Raw genomic sequence first — 15742 nt, 5'->3', positions numbered from 1 at the left:
CGCGGCACCCATATGGACGATCACTTCATGACCGACATCGACGAGACCCCGGCCGGTATCCGCACCGACGGCATGCCCGGCGAAGGGCTGGACGCCCACCTGGTCGTCGACCGCGGCTCCTTCCGCCTCGACGTCACGCTGGCCGCCGCCCCCGGCGACGTCGTCGCGATGCTCGGCCCGAACGGCGCAGGCAAGACCACGGCTCTGCGTGCCCTCGCCGGTCTCGTCCCACTCACCGGTGGCCATCTGCGCCTGGACGGAGCGACGTTGGACCGTACGCCGCCCGAGACGCGGCCGGTCGGCGTCGTCTTCCAGGACTACCTGCTCTTCCCCCACCTGTCCGCCCTGGACAACGTGGCCTTCGGACCGCGCTGCCAGGGCGCCACCAAGGCGGAGGCACGCGCCCAGGCCGCCGCATGGCTGGACCGCTTGGGCCTCGCCGGCCACGCCAGCGCCAAACCCCGCCGCCTCTCCGGCGGCCAGGCCCAGCGCGTGGCTCTCGCCCGCGCCCTCGCCATCCGTCCCCGGTTGCTGCTCCTGGACGAACCGCTCGCCGCGCTCGACGCCCGTACCCGCCTGGAGGTCCGTGCCCAACTCCGGTGCCACCTCGCCGAGTTCGAGGCCGTTGCCGTCCTGGTCACCCACGACCCGCTGGACGCCATGGTGCTGGCCGACCGTCTGGTCGTCGTCGAACACGGCCGCCTCGTCCAGGAGGGCACCCCGTCCGACATCGCCCGCCATCCGCGGACGGACTACATCGCGCAACTGGTCGGCCTGAATCTCTACCGCGGGCAGGCCGAGGGGCACACCGTCCGGCTGGAGGCCGGTCCCGCCATCACCACCACCGAGGAGCTCTCCGGCCCGGTCTTCGTGGCGTTCCCGCCGGGCGCGGTCACCCTCTACCGGGACCGCCCCACCGGCTCCAGCGCCCGCAACCTGTGGCGCTGCGAGGTCGCCGGCCTGGAGACCCACGGCGACCAGATCCGCGCGGACCTCACCGGCGAACTCCCCCTCGCCGCGGACCTCACCACCGTCGCCGCGGCCGAACTCGACCTGCACCCGGGCGCACCGGTCTGGGCGACGGTCAAGGCGACGCAGACCCACGCCTACCCGGCCTGAGGCACGGGCAGCGGCTACGGTGGGGACCGTCAGGGCCCAAAGCCGCCCAATCCCGCTCATTTTGCGAGGCGTCCCCCATGAGCCTGAGCATCCGCAACCAACTGCCCGGCACCGTCACCGCCGTGACCCCGGGCGAGGCCATGGCGACGGTCCGGATCCGCCTGGCCGGCGGCCAGGACCTCACCGCGGCGATCACCCGGGAGGCCGTCGAGGACCTCGGCCTCACCGAGGGCTCCGCCGTCCGCGCCCTGGTGAAGTCGACGGAGGTGTCGCTGGCCACCGGGCCGGTCGAGGGCCTGTCCATTCGCAACCAGTTGCCCGGCACGGTCACCGGCATGGCCGTCGGTGGCGCCATGGCGTCCGTCACAGTCGGCGTCGAGGGCGGTGAGCTGACTGCCGCGATCACCAAGGACGCCGCCGAAGACCTCGGCCTCTCGGCCGGCTCACACGTCGTCGCCCTGGTCAAGTCGACCGAGGTGTCGCTCGCGACGGCCTGACACACGGGAATGGGCGCCGCCCCGGCCTCATACGCTCATACGGCCGGGGCGGCGCCCATTCCCATGGTGCGGTGCTCAGTCCTCGTACGCGTCCAGCGGCGGGCACGAGCAGACCAGGTTCCGGTCGCCGAAGGCCTGGTCGATGCGGCGCACCGGCGGCCAGTACTTGTCGGCGGCCGAGACACCGGCCGGGAAGACGGCCTCCTCACGGCTGTACGCGTGCTTCCACTCCCCTCCCAGCGCGGCCGCGGTGTGCGGGGCGTTGCGCAGCGGGTTGTCGTCCGCGGGCCACACGCCCGAGCCGACCTTGTCGATCTCGGCGCGGATCGCGATCATCGCCTCGCAGAACCGGTCGAGCTCGGCCAGGTCCTCCGACTCGGTCGGCTCGATCATCAGCGTGCCGGCCACCGGGAACGACATTGTCGGCGCGTGGAAGCCGTAGTCGATCAGGCGCTTGGCGACGTCGTCGACGCTCACGCCGGTCGCCTTGGTCAGCGGCCGCAGGTCGATGATGCACTCGTGGGCGACCAGGCCGCCGGGGCCGGTGTAGAGCACCGGGTAGTGCGGCTCCAGGCGCTTGGCGATGTAGTTGGCGGACAGCACGGCCACCTGCGTGGCGCGCTTGAGGCCCTCGCCGCCCATGAGCCGGACGTACGCCCACGAGATCGGCAGGATGCCCGCAGAGCCCCAGGGCGCGGCCGAGATCGGGCCGACCCCGGTCTTCGGACCGGCCTCGGGCTGCAGCGGGTGGTTCGGCAGGTAGGGCGCCAGGTGCGAGCGGACGGCCACCGGGCCGACGCCCGGGCCACCGCCGCCGTGCGGGATGCAGAAGGTCTTGTGCAGGTTCAGGTGCGAGACGTCACCGCCGAAGTGGCCCGGCTTGGCGAGGCCGACCAGGGCGTTGAGGTTGGCGCCGTCGACGTACACCTGGCCGCCGGCCTCGTGGACCTGGGCGCAGATGTCGGCGACGTGCTCCTCGAAGACGCCGTGCGTGGACGGGTACGTGATCATCAGCACCGCCAGTTCGTCGCGGTACTGCTCGATCTTGGCCCGCAGGTCCTCGACGTCGATCTCGCCGTCCTCGGCGGTCTTGACGACGACGACCTTCATGCCGGCCATCACGGCGCTGGCGGCGTTCGTGCCGTGCGCCGAGGACGGAATCAGGCAGACCGTGCGCTGCTCGTCGCCGTTGGCGCGGTGGTAGCCGCGGACGGCGAGCAGACCGGCCAGCTCGCCCTGTGAACCGGCGTTGGGCTGAAGGGAGACCTTGTCGTAGCCGGTGACCTCGGCGAGGCGTTCCTCCAGCTCGCGGATGAGCGTGAGGTAGCCCTGCGCCTGCTCGGCGGGCGCGAAGGGGTGCAGCCGGCCGAACTCGGGCCAGGTGACCGGCTCCATCTCCGTGGTCGCGTTGAGCTTCATGGTGCAGGAGCCCAGCGGGATCATGCCGCGGTCGAGCGCGTAGTCGCGGTCGGCCAGCCTGCGCAGGTAGCGCAGCATCGCGGTCTCGGAGCGGTGCTGGTGGAAGACGGGGTGGGTGAGGTAGTCGTCGGTGCGCAGAAGGCCCTGCGGGAGCGCGTCCTCGGTGGCCGCGTCCAGCGCCTCGATGTCGCCCTCGACACCGAACGCCGTCCATACGGCGTCCAGCTGGGCGCGCGTGGTGGTCTCGTCGCAGGCGATCGAGACGTGGTCGGCGTCGACGAGGTGCAGGTTGACGCCGTTCCGGCGCGCGGCGGCGACGACCTCGGCGGCCCGACCCCCGACCTTGACGGTCAGCGTGTCGAAGTAGGTGCCGTGGACGACCTCGACCCCGCCCGTCTTGAGGCCCTCGGCGAGGATCGTGGCGTACCGGTGGGTGCGCCGCGCGATGATCCTCAGGCCCTCCGGCCCGTGGTAGACGGCGTACATGCCGGCCATCACGGCAAGCAGCACCTGGGCGGTGCAGATGTTGCTGGTGGCCTTCTCGCGGCGGATGTGCTGCTCGCGGGTCTGCAGGGCGAGGCGGTAGGCCTTGTGCCCGTCGGCGTCGACGGAGACGCCGACCAGACGGCCGGGCAGGCTGCGCGCGAACTTCTCGTGCACCGCCATGTAGCCGGCGTGCGGTCCGCCGAAGCTCATCGGCACACCGAAGCGCTGGGTGGTGCCGACCGCGATGTCCGCGCCGAGCTCGCCGGGCGACTTCAGCAGCGTGAGCGCGAGCAGGTCGGCGGCGACGGTGACGAGGGCGCCCAGCTCGTGGGCCTGGTCGATGACGGGCCTGAGGTCACGTACGGTGCCGGAGGCGCCCGGGTACTGCAGCAGCACGCCGTTGATCTCGCGCTCGGCGATCCCGGCCGGGATGCCCTCGCTGAGGTCGGCGACGACGACCTCGACGCCGGTCGGCTCGGCTCGGGTCTGGATGACGGCGATGGTCTGCGGCAGGGCGTCCGCGTCGACCAGGAACAGGCCCTTCTTGTTCTTGCCCATGCGCCGGGACAGCGCCATGGCCTCTGCGGCGGCCGTGCCCTCGTCGAGCAGCGAGGCGCCGGAGGTCGGCAGGCCGGTCAGGTCGGCGACCATGGTCTGGAAGTTCAGCAGCGCTTCGAGGCGGCCCTGCGAGATCTCCGGCTGGTACGGGGTGTAGGCGGTGTACCAGGCCGGGTTCTCCATCACGTTGCGCAGGATGACGGGCGGGGTGAAGGTCCCGTAGTACCCGAGCCCGATCATCGAGTCGAGGACCTCGTTGCGGTCGGCGAGGGAGCGCAGCTCCGCCAGCACCTCGGCCTCGGTGTGCGCGCCCGGCAGGTCGAGCGCGTCGGCGTTCTTGATCACGTCCGGCACGGCGGCGGCCGTGAGCTCGTCGAGCGAGCCGTAGCCGACCTGCGCGAGCATTTTGGCCCGGGCCTCGGGGTCGGGGCCGATGTGGCGCTGCTCGAAGGGCGTTCCCTGTTCGAGCTCGGAGAGCGGAGTGCGATGGGCGGTCATTGCGGAGGCCTCCTGGTCTGACGCGACCTTCGAGGGGCACCACGGCGCGGGTGCCCGGACGGCCTCCCCCTCTGTCATCTCAACCTGAGAGCTTCACCGGGCCGCCCGAGGGCTCCCGGCTTTCACCGTCGGTGAGAGCGGAAGCCATCGACACCCGCTCTGCTTTCCAGAGTGACCTCGTCCGTGCGGTACGTGGGCCTGAGAGATTCCGGGGAGGATTTGCTCCTTCGGCGCCTCCGATGGTGTCTGGAGGACTCTCCCGCACGGGGTCAGCAGCCGTTTGCCAGCGTACCAGCGGGCACCGCGCCCGGGCCTTCGAGTGGCCGCCTTGCTGAATGTGCTCTTTTGTAGTGCTTACAAATGAGTTGCGACCAAGTGGAGGGCCCGTGCAGACCGACATCGATCCGCGGAACCTGATCGGCCGCAAGGCGTTCGACCGCAATGGCAACAAGATCGGCACGGTGGACGAGGTCTACCTCGACGACGCGACCGGCGTGCCGGAGTGGGCGGCCATACGCACCGGCCTGTTCTCCCGGGACGCCTTCGTGCCCCTGGAGCCGAGCGAACTGGTCGAGGGCGCCCTCCGTGTCCCCTTCGACCGGGCCCTGATCAAGGACGCCCCCGACTTCGGCGTCGGCCGCCACCTCTCCCCGGAACAGGAACTGCAGCTCTACCACCACTACGGCCTCGATGTGGCCCCTCCTCCCCCATTCCCCGACCGCGACTTCGGCAAGCTGGCGGGCTCGGAGGAAACCTGACCTCCGGTCTCACGCGAAGCCTCGGACGCGCCGCCACTCTCCACCGGTCCTCCCTCCGGTCTTCGCGCCACCAGCGGCAGCGGATCCGCCGGCTCCAGATTTGGGTCGTCGACGCGGAACGTCCGTACCCGCCCCGGCTCCGAGTCGGGTGTCTCGAAGCGGACGGTGACCCGGCCCAGACCGCTGCCCTGCACCCATCCGTGGCCGTACTGGGCGTGCCGTACGTCGTGCCCCGCGGGCCAGCGCCGCTCGGCGGGCGTCGGCTGCTCCTCGGCCGCTTCGTCCGCGGGCTCTTCGACGCGGGTGGGCTCGTGCGCGCCCGCCGCCTGCGCGAACAGGTCCTCCTGCGTGTAGTCGGCGAGCCCGGAGACGCCCACGCCGAGCAGCCGCACCCCGCCCGTGGTGTCGACGGAGTCCAGCAGCCGGGCCGCCGCCTCCCGCACCACCGCCGGGTCATCCGTGGGCCCGCGCAGCGTCTCCGACCGGGTCAGGGTGGAGAAGTCGTACCGCCGTACCTTCAGCACGATGGTCCGCCCCGACAGCCCGGCCCCGCGCAGCCGCCGTACGCACCGGTCGGCGAGCCGCTGCACCTCCAGGCCCACCCGGACCCGGTCGTGGATGTCCACGTCGTAGGTGTCCTCGACGGACACCGACTTCGCCTCGCGCTCGGCGACCACGGGCCGCTCGTCGTGCGCCAGCGCCATGGCGTACAGCGCGTGCCCGTGCGCCTTGCCCAGCAGCCGTACGAGCTCGTCCTCGCCTGCCTCGGCGAGCTCGTCGACGGTGTGGATACCGGCCCGCCGCAGGTGGTCGCCTGTCGCCGGCCCCACGCCGGGCAGGGTCCGCACCGGCATGGGTCCTAGCAGGGCGCGCTCGGTGCCCGGTTCGATGAGCACCAGCCCGTCGGGCTTGGCCTGCTCGGAGGCGATCTTGGCAAGCATCTTGGAGGCAGCCAGCCCGACGGACCCCGTCAGGCCCGTGACAGCTCGTATGTCCGCGCGCAGCTTCGTCCCCACCAGTCGCGCCGACTCCGCGTCCCAGGCCGCTCCCCCGGCCTCCAGGTCCACGAAGGCCTCGTCCAGGCTGAGCGGCTCCACCAGCGGTGACAGCGCCCGCAGCAGCCCCATCACCTGCTCGCTGATGGACCGGTAGAAGCCGAAGCGCGGCACGAGGTACGCGGCGTTCGGAGCCAGCCGCCGCGCCTGGGCGATCGGCATCGCCGAGTGGACGCCGAAGACCCGTGCCTCGTACGACGCGGTGGCGACCACCCCGCGCGGTCCGAGCCCGCCCACGACGACGGCCTTCCCGCGCAGGCTCGGCTTGGATGCCTGCTCCGCCGAGGCGAAGAAGGCATCCATGTCGAGATGCAGGATCGTGGGCGCGGTCCTCACATCTCCGATGCTGCCCTACGCCACTGACAATGCCCCGGTGAGGCCGGCCCCGACCGAAGAATCAGACCGCCCGGTTGCGCCGGCGGGCGAGCTCGTCACCGGGGTTGTGTCCCACCAGGGTCTCCCCGGTGTCGATGCGCTCCCCGTGCAGCTGCGACAGCGCACTCTCCACGTCGCGCCACACCACCCCGACGGCGATCCCGAAGACGCCCTGGCCGCCCTGGAGCAGGGCGTGCACCTCGTCGGGCGAGGTGCACTCGTAGACCGTGGCGCCATCGCTCATCAGCGTCATGCGCTCCAGGTCGCGGAATCCGCGCTCGCGGAGGTGCTGGACGGCGGTGCGGATGTTCTGCAGCGACACGCCCGTGTCGAGGAACCGCTTGACGATCTTCAGGACGACGACGTCACGGAAGCTGTACAGGCGCTGCGTGCCGGAGCCATAGGCGGGCCGCACGCTCGGCTCGACGAGGCCGGTACGGGCCCAGTAGTCCAGTTGCCGGTAGGTGATGCCGGCCGCCGCGCAGGCCGTCGGACCGCGGTAGCCGATCTGCTCGGACGTCATGGACGTCGCCCCTCCGCTGCTCGGCACGGCCGTCGGTCGCTGCGGGGCGTGATCGGTCGCGCTGCCGTGAAGCGCGTACGGACCGCTTCCCCCGACACCGCGTCCGGGGGCACCCCCAGCCGTACCGTCGCCGCTGCTTCTCACGCCGACCTCCGTCCTTGACCTGCCTCCTCGACGGTAGGCAGTCACCAGGGGTGCGTCAACGATCGCCACACTCGGCACGCCGAGTGATAATCACCCTAAGAGTGGTTTCCCGTGCCCCACCGCGGGGAAAGGCTAGCCGAATGCGCTCGCGGCGAGCCGCAGGGACGCTCTCAGCGGCCATGGCATGTGCCGACGGCCTGCCGTCGTCGACCGTGGGCGCGCGCGTCACGGACCGCTGGTCCGCCGGGCCCCAACACCTCACGGGCGGCCGGCGCCTCTACTGACTGCTGCTGCCGAAGTCCTCGGGCGAGATCTGGTCGAGGAACTCGCGGAACTTCTCCACCTCGTCCTCCTGCTCGTCCGGGATCGCGATGCCCGCGTCGTCGAGCACCGTGTCGCTGCCGTAGATCGGCGTCCCGGTGCGCAGGGCCAGCGCTATGGCATCGGACGGGCGGGCGCTCACCTCGACCCCACTGGCGAAGACCAGCTCCGCGTAGAAGACGCCTTCACGCAGGTCCGTGATGCGCACTTCGGTGAGCTCCTGGCCGACCGCCTCCAGCACGTCCTTGAACAGGTCGTGCGTCAGCGGTCGTGCGGGCGCCATGCCCTGCTGGGCGAAGGCGATCGCCGTCGCCTCCCCGGGCCCGATCCAGATGGGGAGGTAGCGGTCGCCTCCCACTTCACGCAGGAGCACGATCGGTTGGTTGGAGGGCATTTCGACCCGGACACCTACGACATCGAGCTCGTTCACACAGCAACCCTAGGCCGTGCCCGGGACGTTTGGGTAGTCGGGCCGGAAACGGGGGGCCGATCCGGCCTCCGCGTGCCCCTCCGCTCAGGGCAGCCGCGCCCTGCTCAGGCCAGCCGCACCCCGAGCGCGGTCTGCACCAGTGCCGCGTGCAGCTTCACCGTGAGCGCAGCGAGCTCCTTCGTACGGGCCTCGGCATGGGCCCTGGTCTGCGGATTGCGGTGGCGCCGCAGCGGGGCCACCACCTGGTCGACGAGCCCGGCCTCGCGGTCGGCGGCCGCCTTCATCACCCGCAGATGCCGGGGCTCGATCCCGAAACGCCCCAGTTCGGAGACGAGCGAGGCCACGGTGACCGCCTCCGCGTCGTACACCCCGTCCTCCAGCGGAGTGATGAGCCCGTACGACTCCCACTCCTGGAGGTCCCTGTCGTCGATCTCGGCGGCGGCCAGCAGCTCGGCCCGCCCGATCCGGGCCGCCGTGGGCGCTTCGGAGGGGGCCGCTACGACCTCGCCGTCGCGCTGCCGACTCAGCACCGGCAGCTGTACGGCCTCGCCGCGCTCCATCGCGTCCAGGTGCTCGCGAATCACCTTCAGTGGCAGGTAGTGGTCCCGCTGCATCCTCAGGACGCGGGCGAGGCGCTCGACGTCCTCGGCGCTGAACTTGCGGTACCCCGAGGGGGTGCGCTGCGGCTCGATGAGGCCCTCCGACTCCAGGAATCGGATCTTGGAGATGGTGACTTCGGGGAACTCGTCGCGCAGCGCGTTCAGCACCGTGCCGATGCTCATCAGCCCACTGTCCGTGGCGGCGGTGCCGCGCCCGGCACCGCCGCTCGGTGTTTGAAGCATGGCCTTCCCTGACGGGTCAGATGCCCTGCCGGCTCGAGTAGAAGACCAACCGGTACTTGCCGATCTGTACCTCGTCACCGTTGGACAGAGCGACCTGGTCGATCCGCTCCCGGTTGACATACGTGCCGTTCAGGCTGCCCACGTCGGCCACCGTGAACGTGCCGTCCGGGCTGCGCCGGAACTCCACGTGGCGACGCGAGACGGTCACGTCGTCCAGGAAGATGTCGCTCTGCGGATGACGCCCGGCCGTGGTCAGCTCGCCGTCCAGCAGGAAGCGGCTGCCGGAGTTCGGTCCGCGGCGCACCACCAGCAGGGCGGAGCCGAGCGGCAGGGCGTCGACGGCCGCCTGCGCCTCGGGAGACAGCATCGGCGTCTGGCCGGTAGCCTCCGCGTCGTAGGCCTCCAGGCCGGAGATGGAGATCGTGGAGGTCGTCTCCGACGGACGCTCCGCCGCCGCGCCGGCCCGCAGGGGCGCACCGCAGTTGGAGCAGAAGCGGCTGTTCTCCGCGTTGCGGTTACCGCACCTCGTACACACCAGGGCCGACATGGACGGATCCTCCTGCCGCGGCTGCCCCGCCGGGGCATTGGACGCGTACGGGCCGGCGGCAAACTCTCCACCCGTACCTGAGGTTGACGGTTGGCCGAAACCTATGCCGCCGGACTGGGCAGGGTCAACAGACGGCGCGCCCTGACCTCCGGAAATGTCACCGCCCGGACCGGCGACCTGGTCCCGGAACAGCGGGCGCTGGCCCTCCGCGTGGGGCTGTGCGCGATGGCGAGCGGTCGCGTTGTCGCTGCCCTCTCGCGCGCTCTTGCCGAACAATTTCGCAAACAACTTCACGGGCGATTCCCCTTGACCGAAACAGACCCGCCCGTGGGGCAGGACGAACCCTGATTGCATACACCGGCCGACCCGGACATCTTCACAACGTCCGTATCCACCAGACAGTTTCCACCACGCACCACCCATTCGGTGCGCCGACCCCCCGCAACCTCATGCCCCTGCCGGACGTCCCCCATGCACTCCCGGTTCACTGGGAGGACGACCGAGCGTAGTCAGGCCGCTTCGCCGCCCGCAAGGCGTCCACGACGATCTTGTCCGACCGCTCCACGGTCACGGTGGCCTGCTCCTTCTCGAGGGTCTGCACCACGCCTCCAGGGATGTTGAGCGCCGGCTCGAGGTCCTGCGGCTTGCCGATGACCTTGAAACGATAGGGCGCGCTGATCTTGTTCCCGTCGACGTCCACGCTCTTGCCGGAGTCCGTCAGATAGGTGTCGGCGACGACCCGTACGCCGTTCACCTGGATCGCCTCCGCGCCGGCCGCGCGCAGCTCCTGGATCGCGTCGAGCAGCATGTCCGCCTGGACCGTCCCCTTCGTGTCGTCGATCGTCATCGTGATGCCGGGTCCCTGCGCGGCCACGGTGCCCGCCAGAATGCCGAGTTGCTTTTCCTTCTCGACCGTCTGCTTGCGGGCCTCCTCGGCCTGGTCAGAGCTGTTCTCCAGTTCCTGGCGCTGCTTCTCGAGACCCTGCTTCTCGTCCTCAAGACGCTGAGTGCGGTCATCCAGTTCATCGAGGATGCGCACAAGATCTTCCTGCCGGGCGCCCCGCAGCGCGCTGCCGCTGTCGCTGTTGGAGGCCACCTGGACGGCCAGGCCGAAGCCGAGGCCGAACAGCAGCAGGGCGACGATGAGTTGGGCCCGGGTGACCCGCGGCGGCCACAGGCCCATGATCAGCCGCTGGCGGCCGGTCAGCGCGGGCTCGGACTTCCCCTCGGTGGCTTGCCCGGGCTCGGCGGCCTGCTCGGCGTCGGCGGCCTGCTCGGCGTCGGCGGCACGCGCGGGTACTTCTTCGGGCAGCTCCTTGCGCAGCCGGTTCTCGGGCTGTCCCTGCGGCTGGCCCTCAGGCTGTCCCTGCGGCCGGTTCTCGGGCTGTTCGTCCTGATTGCTCATCCGCCTCACGCCCGGAACACGTGCCGCCGGATCGCTGCGGCGTTGGAGAAGATGCGGATGCCGAGGACGACCACGACACCCGTGGACAGCTGGGCACCGACGCCCAACTTGTCGCCCAGGAACACGATCAGTGCGGCCACGACCACGTTCGACAGGAACGACACAACGAAGACCTTGTCGTCGAAGATGCCGTCGAGCATGGCCCGCAGACCTCCGAAGACGGCGTCCAGCGCCGCCACGACGGCGATCGGCAGATAAGGCTCGACGACCGCCGGAACCTCAGGCCGGACCAACAGGCCGGCCACGACTCCCACGACGAGGCCCAGTACGGCGATCACGATGTGCCCTTCTCAGTGCTCGGCTCTGCTGTACGTACGATCACACTCGGTGCGGCGGGCAGCCGGAGGTCGCTCTCCGCGGAGATGCTGGTCCGGATGCCGTAGTTCTCCTGCAGGGCGTGCAGGTACAGCCCGTCGGGGCTGTTCTGGAACCGGGTGCTCAGCCGCTCGCCGTCCCCCACCGCGAGCACCGTGTAGGGCGGCACCAGCGGCTTGTTGTCGACCAGTATCGCGTCACCCGCGGCCCTGATCGCGGACAGGGCGGTCAGCCGCTGCCCGTTGATGGCGACGGCCTCGGCTCCCGACTGCCACAGTCCGTTGACAACGCGCTGCATGTCCCGGTCGCGCACCCGGCCGGTGTCGGAGAAGCCCGGCGTCTCGCGCGGGTTGCCGTTCCCGCCCGTGCTGGCTTCCTTGGCGTCGTTCACGACGAGCTTCACGCCGGGGCCGTGCACCTCGGTGGCGCCCGCCAGGATGCCCACCAGCTCGGCCTGGGCGCTGCCGCCGGTCTTCTTGAGTGCCTGGCGCTGGCGCGCGCTCACGTCGTTGCGCAGCTTGTCGACGCTGCCCTCGAGCTTGTCCGCCGCCGCGGTCTCGCGGTCTATCCGGTCGATCAGCTCCTGGCGCTCCTTGGCGACCACCGGGGCCGCCACGCGCGCCTGTGCCGCTCCCACGGTCACGACGAGCGCCGCCAGCACCAGGCCGACGGCGAGCCCCAGCCTCGCCCTGAGGGTCTTCGGCATGCCGCCTTCGCCCGCGGCCTTCTTCCGTGCGGCGGCCTCGGCGTATCCGTCGTCGAGGCTGTGGTCCATGACGTTGGTGATCAACGACATGGAGGCATCCGGACGGGTGGGCCGCGAGGGGGTGCTCCGAATGGGGGGTTGCTGCGGCATGCCGCACATCGTCGCACGTCGCGACCGCGACCTCCGAATGGCCCCACCGGCGTGCCGGACAGGCCCCCTTGGGGACACTTGTCCGGCACGCGTGCGTGCTGTCCGTTTTACCGTCCGGCGCTGTCCACGACCGCCGACCACTCGTCCAGAAGGGCCTGGGCGGAGGCGTCGTCTGGACCCTCGGCCCACAGGTGCGTGACCGCCTCGGCCGGGTCGGGCAGCACCATCACCCAGCGGCCGTCGGTCTCCACGACCCGCACGCCGTCCGTGGTGTCGACGAAGCGGTCTCCGGCCGCCTCCACGACCCGGCGCATCACCAGGCCCTTGACCGCCCACGGCGTGGCCAGGTCCCGCTTGAGGACGTGGGCCCGTGGGATCCTGGCGTCGATCTGGCTGAGGGTGAGCTGCGTCCGCGCCACCAGCCCGATCAGCCGTACGAAGGCCGCCGTACCGTCGTAGACGCTGCTGAACTCGGGGACGATGAAGCCGCCCTTGCCGTCACCGCCGAAGATCGTTCCTTCCTCGCCTCCGACGCGCGTCAGGTCGTCGGGCGAGGTCGTCGTCCACTCGACCTGGGTGCCGTGGTAGGCGGCCACCTGCTCGGCGATCCGCGTGGTGGTCACCGGCAGCGCCACCCTGCCGCTCCGCCGCTCGGCGGCGACGAGGTCGAGCATGACCAGCAGCGCCCGGTCGTCCTCGATGATGCGGCCCTTCTCGTCCACCAGGGACAGCCGTTCGCCCACAGGGTCGAACCGCACGCCGAACGCGGCACCGGAGGACGCCACGATCTCCCCGAGGCGCACCAGACCCGACCGCCGCATGTCGGCGGTCTCCGTCGGCCGCGACTCGTCGAGACCGGGATTGATGGTCAGCGAGTCGACACCGAGCTTGCCGAGCAGGCTGGGCAGCACGAGGCCGGCGCTGCCGTTCGAGGCGTCCACGACAACCTTGAGTCCCGATTCGGCGATCCCGGTCGTGTCGACGTTCCGCAGCAGCGACCCGGTGTACGAGTCGAAGACGCTGGCCGGGAAGTGCAGGTCGCCGATCTCGCCCGGGAACGCACGCCGGTACTCCTGGCGCGCGAACACCCGGTCCAGCTTCCGCTGACTGGCCTGCGACAGGTCGGCACCCTGGCTGTCGAAGAACATGATGTCGACCGAATCCGGCACCCCGGGCGTGGTCCGGATCATGATGCCCCCGGCGCTGCCCCGCGCGGTCTGCTGCCGCGCGACCGGCAGCGGTACGTTCTCCAGGTCGCGTACGTCGATGGCGCTGGCCTGCAGCGCGGAGATGACCGCCCGCTTGAGCGCGCGGGCACCACGCGAGTGGTCGCGGGCCGTGGTGACCGTGGAGCCCTTCTTCAGCGTCGTCGCATAGGCGCCGGCGAGCCGGACCGCGAGCTCCGGAGTGATCTCCACGTTCAGGATCCCGGACACCCCGCGCGCGCCGAACAGATGCGCCTGTCCCCGGGACTCCCAGATGACGGAGGTGTTGACGAAGGCACCGGCCTCGATCGTCTTGAACGGGTAGACCCGCACATTGCCCTGCACGATCGATTCTTCGCCGATCAGGCACTCGTCACCGATGACCGCGCCGTCCTCGATCCGTGCCGCCCGCATGATGTCGGTGTTCTTGCCGACGACACAGCCGCGCAGATTGCTGTGCTGCCCGATGTACACGTTGTCGTGCACGACGGCCCTGTGCAGAAACGCTCCGCTCTTGACGACGACGTTCGAGCCGACAACGGTGTGCTCGCGGATTTCGGCACCGGCTTCCACCTTGGCGTAGTCGCCGATGTAGAGCGGCCCCCGCAGGACGGCGTCGGGGTGCACTTCCGCGCCCTCGGCGACCCAGACGCCCGGGGAGATCTCGAAACCGTCGATCTCGACGTCGACCTTGCCTTCCAGGACGTCTGCCTGCGCCTTCACATAGCTCTCATGGGTGCCGACGTCCTCCCAGTACCCCTCGGCGATGTAGCCGAAAATCGGCTTGCCTTCCTTCATCAACTGCGGGAAGACGTCGCCGGACCAGTCGACCGGAACATCGGGCTCGACATAGTCGAAGACCTCGGGCTCCATCACGTAAATGCCCGTGTTCACGGTGTCGGAGAAGACCTGGCCCCAGGTCGGCTTCTCGAGGAAGCGTTCGACCTTGCCCTCCTCGTCGACGATGGTGATGCCGAATTCCAGTGGATTGGGCACGCGCGTGAGACACACGGTGACCAGCGCGCCCTTTTCCTTGTGGAAATTGATCAGCTCAGTGAGGTCGAAGTCGGTCAGGGCATCACCGGAGATGACCAGGAAGGCATCGTCCTTCAACGCCTCTTCGGCGTTCTTGACGCTTCCGGCGGTACCGAGTGGCTTCTCCTCGTTGGCATAGGTGAGCTCCATTCCGAGCTCTTCACCGTCACCGAAGTAATTCTTGACCAGTGAGGCCAGGAACTGGACAGTGACGACGGTCTCGTTGAGCCCATGCCTTTTGAGCAGCCGCAGCACGTGCTCCATGATCGGCCGGTTGACCACCGGCAGGAGCGGCTTGGGCATGCTTGAGGTCATGGGACGAAGGCGTGTGCCTTCGCCTCCGGCCATCACGACGGCCTTCATGTCGGAAGCGTCCTCCTCCAAGAGACGACGGTCTAGCCGACTTCACCCGTCCAGATTGTCCCGCACTTTTCCGAAGCGCGGGCCATCGAGCCACTGTGGCCGCCTCAATCGGCGAGCTCAGTCGGCCATGGCGTCCGCACGGACCAGGCGGCGGACTTGTACCACGTAGAGGACTCCTGCCCACCAATAGAGCGTTGTACCCCATCCTGCGAACGCCCATCCGAAAATAGCAGCGAGTGACGAGATCCATCCACTTCCGTCACTGAGCAGCAGGAGGGGGAAGGCGTACATCAGGTTGAAGGTTGCGGCCTTCCCCAGGAAGTTCACCTGCGGCGGCGGATAGCCGTGACGCCTGAGGATGCCCACCATGACCAGGAGCATCAGCTCGCGCGTCAGAAGCGCCGCAGTCAGCCACAATGGCAGAATCTCGCGCCATGTCAGACCGACCAACGTCGACAGCACATAGAGCCGGTCGGCCGCCGGGTCGAGGAGCCGGCCGAGGCTGCTGATCTGGTTCCACCGGCGTGCGAGCTTGCCGTCCAGATAGTCGCTGACCCCACTCAGTGCCAGCACCAGCAGGGCCCAGCCATCGCTCTGGGGGCCTCCGAACTCCGGCCTGAGGATCAGCCACAGGAAGAGAGGCACGCCAACGAGTCGCGCCATGCTGAGGATGTTCGGGATGGTGAGGACCCGGTCTGTCTGGACGCGGGTCTCCTGGACCTCCACCCGGGGGCCTCCTGTGGGAAACGTGCCGACGATGCCTCCTGACCTTACCTCAACGCAAAAAAGCTCTGGCTCTTGGGGCTGTGTGCCCAAGAGCCAGAGCTCTAAAAGGAGTTCGGCGGCGTCCTACTCTCCCACAGAGTCCCCCCTGCAGTACCATCGGCGCTGTAAGGCTTAGCTTCCGGGTTCGGAATGTAACCGGGCGTTT

General features: G+C 69.8%; 14 protein-coding genes, 1 rRNA gene and 1 riboswitch. Of the genes, 3 read left to right on the top strand and 12 right to left on the bottom strand.

Annotated elements, in window-relative coordinates; translation table 11 throughout:
- Positions 1-27 precede the first annotated feature (27 nt).
- Together ABZV31_RS36005 and ABZV31_RS36000 are read left to right on the top strand one after the other, a co-directional pair.
- Positions 28-1119, top strand: a complete 1092-nt coding sequence (locus ABZV31_RS36005; protein WP_355901060.1) for an ABC transporter ATP-binding protein — start codon at positions 28-30, stop codon at positions 1117-1119.
- A gap of 77 nt (positions 1120-1196) precedes the next feature.
- On the top strand, positions 1197-1616 hold the full coding sequence (locus ABZV31_RS36000; RefSeq protein ID WP_355901059.1) for a TOBE domain-containing protein: 420 nt from the start codon (positions 1197-1199) through the stop codon (positions 1614-1616).
- Between the two features lie 75 nt (positions 1617-1691).
- On the opposite strand, the gene gcvP is transcribed toward ABZV31_RS36000, so the two are convergent.
- On the bottom strand, positions 1692-4577 hold the full coding sequence (gene gcvP, locus ABZV31_RS35995) for an aminomethyl-transferring glycine dehydrogenase (RefSeq protein WP_355901058.1): 2886 nt from the start codon (positions 4575-4577) through the stop codon (positions 1692-1694).
- Positions 4578-4753: 176 nt separating this feature from the next.
- Positions 4754-4849, bottom strand: a riboswitch (glycine riboswitch).
- Between the two features lie 114 nt (positions 4850-4963).
- Here gcvP and ABZV31_RS35990 point away from each other — a divergent pair.
- Positions 4964-5335: a PRC-barrel domain-containing protein gene (locus ABZV31_RS35990; RefSeq protein WP_355901057.1), complete on the top strand. Its 372-nt coding sequence runs from the start codon at positions 4964-4966 to the stop codon at positions 5333-5335.
- Here ABZV31_RS35990 and ABZV31_RS35985 read toward each other — a convergent pair.
- The 11 genes from ABZV31_RS35985 to rrf all read right to left on the bottom strand — a co-directional run.
- The gene (locus ABZV31_RS35985) at positions 5257-6726 is read right to left on the bottom strand and encodes a DNA polymerase IV (protein ID WP_355901056.1); all 1470 of its coding nucleotides are present in this window, start codon (positions 6724-6726) and stop codon (positions 5257-5259) included. The two genes, ABZV31_RS35990 and ABZV31_RS35985, sit on opposite strands and share 79 nt — an antisense overlap.
- Positions 6727-6787: 61 nt before the next feature.
- Complete coding sequence (locus tag ABZV31_RS35980) at positions 6788-7432, bottom strand: MerR family transcriptional regulator (RefSeq protein ID WP_355901055.1); 645 nt, start codon at positions 7430-7432, stop codon at positions 6788-6790.
- 277 nt (positions 7433-7709) lie between these two features.
- A complete protein-coding gene (locus tag ABZV31_RS35975; RefSeq protein WP_003988851.1) occupies positions 7710-8183 on the bottom strand; it encodes a bifunctional nuclease family protein in 474 nt (157 codons plus the stop codon).
- A gap of 104 nt (positions 8184-8287) precedes the next feature.
- Entirely contained in the window at positions 8288-9025 is a 738-nt protein-coding gene (locus ABZV31_RS35970; RefSeq protein WP_355901054.1) for a MerR family transcriptional regulator, read from the bottom strand.
- A gap of 16 nt (positions 9026-9041) precedes the next feature.
- Complete coding sequence (locus ABZV31_RS35965) at positions 9042-9995, bottom strand: FHA domain-containing protein (RefSeq protein ID WP_355901053.1); 954 nt, start codon at positions 9993-9995, stop codon at positions 9042-9044.
- Between the two features lie 61 nt (positions 9996-10056).
- The gene (locus tag ABZV31_RS35960) at positions 10057-10977 is read right to left on the bottom strand and encodes a DUF881 domain-containing protein (RefSeq protein WP_355901052.1); all 921 of its coding nucleotides are present in this window, start codon (positions 10975-10977) and stop codon (positions 10057-10059) included.
- 5 nt (positions 10978-10982) lie between these two features.
- Positions 10983-11315 (bottom strand): small basic family protein, encoded by a 333-nt coding sequence (locus tag ABZV31_RS35955; RefSeq protein WP_003988855.1) that lies wholly within the window; start codon positions 11313-11315, stop codon positions 10983-10985.
- Complete coding sequence (locus ABZV31_RS35950) at positions 11312-12217, bottom strand: DUF881 domain-containing protein (RefSeq protein WP_355901051.1); 906 nt, start codon at positions 12215-12217, stop codon at positions 11312-11314. The genes ABZV31_RS35955 and ABZV31_RS35950 overlap by 4 nt, the downstream gene beginning before the upstream one ends.
- Positions 12218-12315: 98 nt before the next feature.
- Entirely contained in the window at positions 12316-14811 is a 2496-nt protein-coding gene (locus ABZV31_RS35945) for a mannose-1-phosphate guanyltransferase (protein WP_355901050.1), read from the bottom strand.
- A 117-nt stretch (positions 14812-14928) separates the two neighbouring features.
- Positions 14929-15537: a CDP-alcohol phosphatidyltransferase family protein gene (locus ABZV31_RS35940; RefSeq protein WP_355901049.1), complete on the bottom strand. Its 609-nt coding sequence runs from the start codon at positions 15535-15537 to the stop codon at positions 14929-14931.
- A 110-nt stretch (positions 15538-15647) separates the two neighbouring features.
- Positions 15648-15742: ribosomal RNA gene (rrf, locus tag ABZV31_RS35935) — 5S ribosomal RNA — on the bottom strand; the annotation flags it as partial.

Source organism: Streptomyces sp. NPDC005202, from assembly GCF_040608235.1.
Taxonomy (GTDB): Bacteria; Actinomycetota; Actinomycetes; order Streptomycetales; family Streptomycetaceae; genus Streptomyces.
Note: the sequence above shows the minus strand (reverse complement) of the source record. Positions and strands in the feature narration are given on the sequence as shown.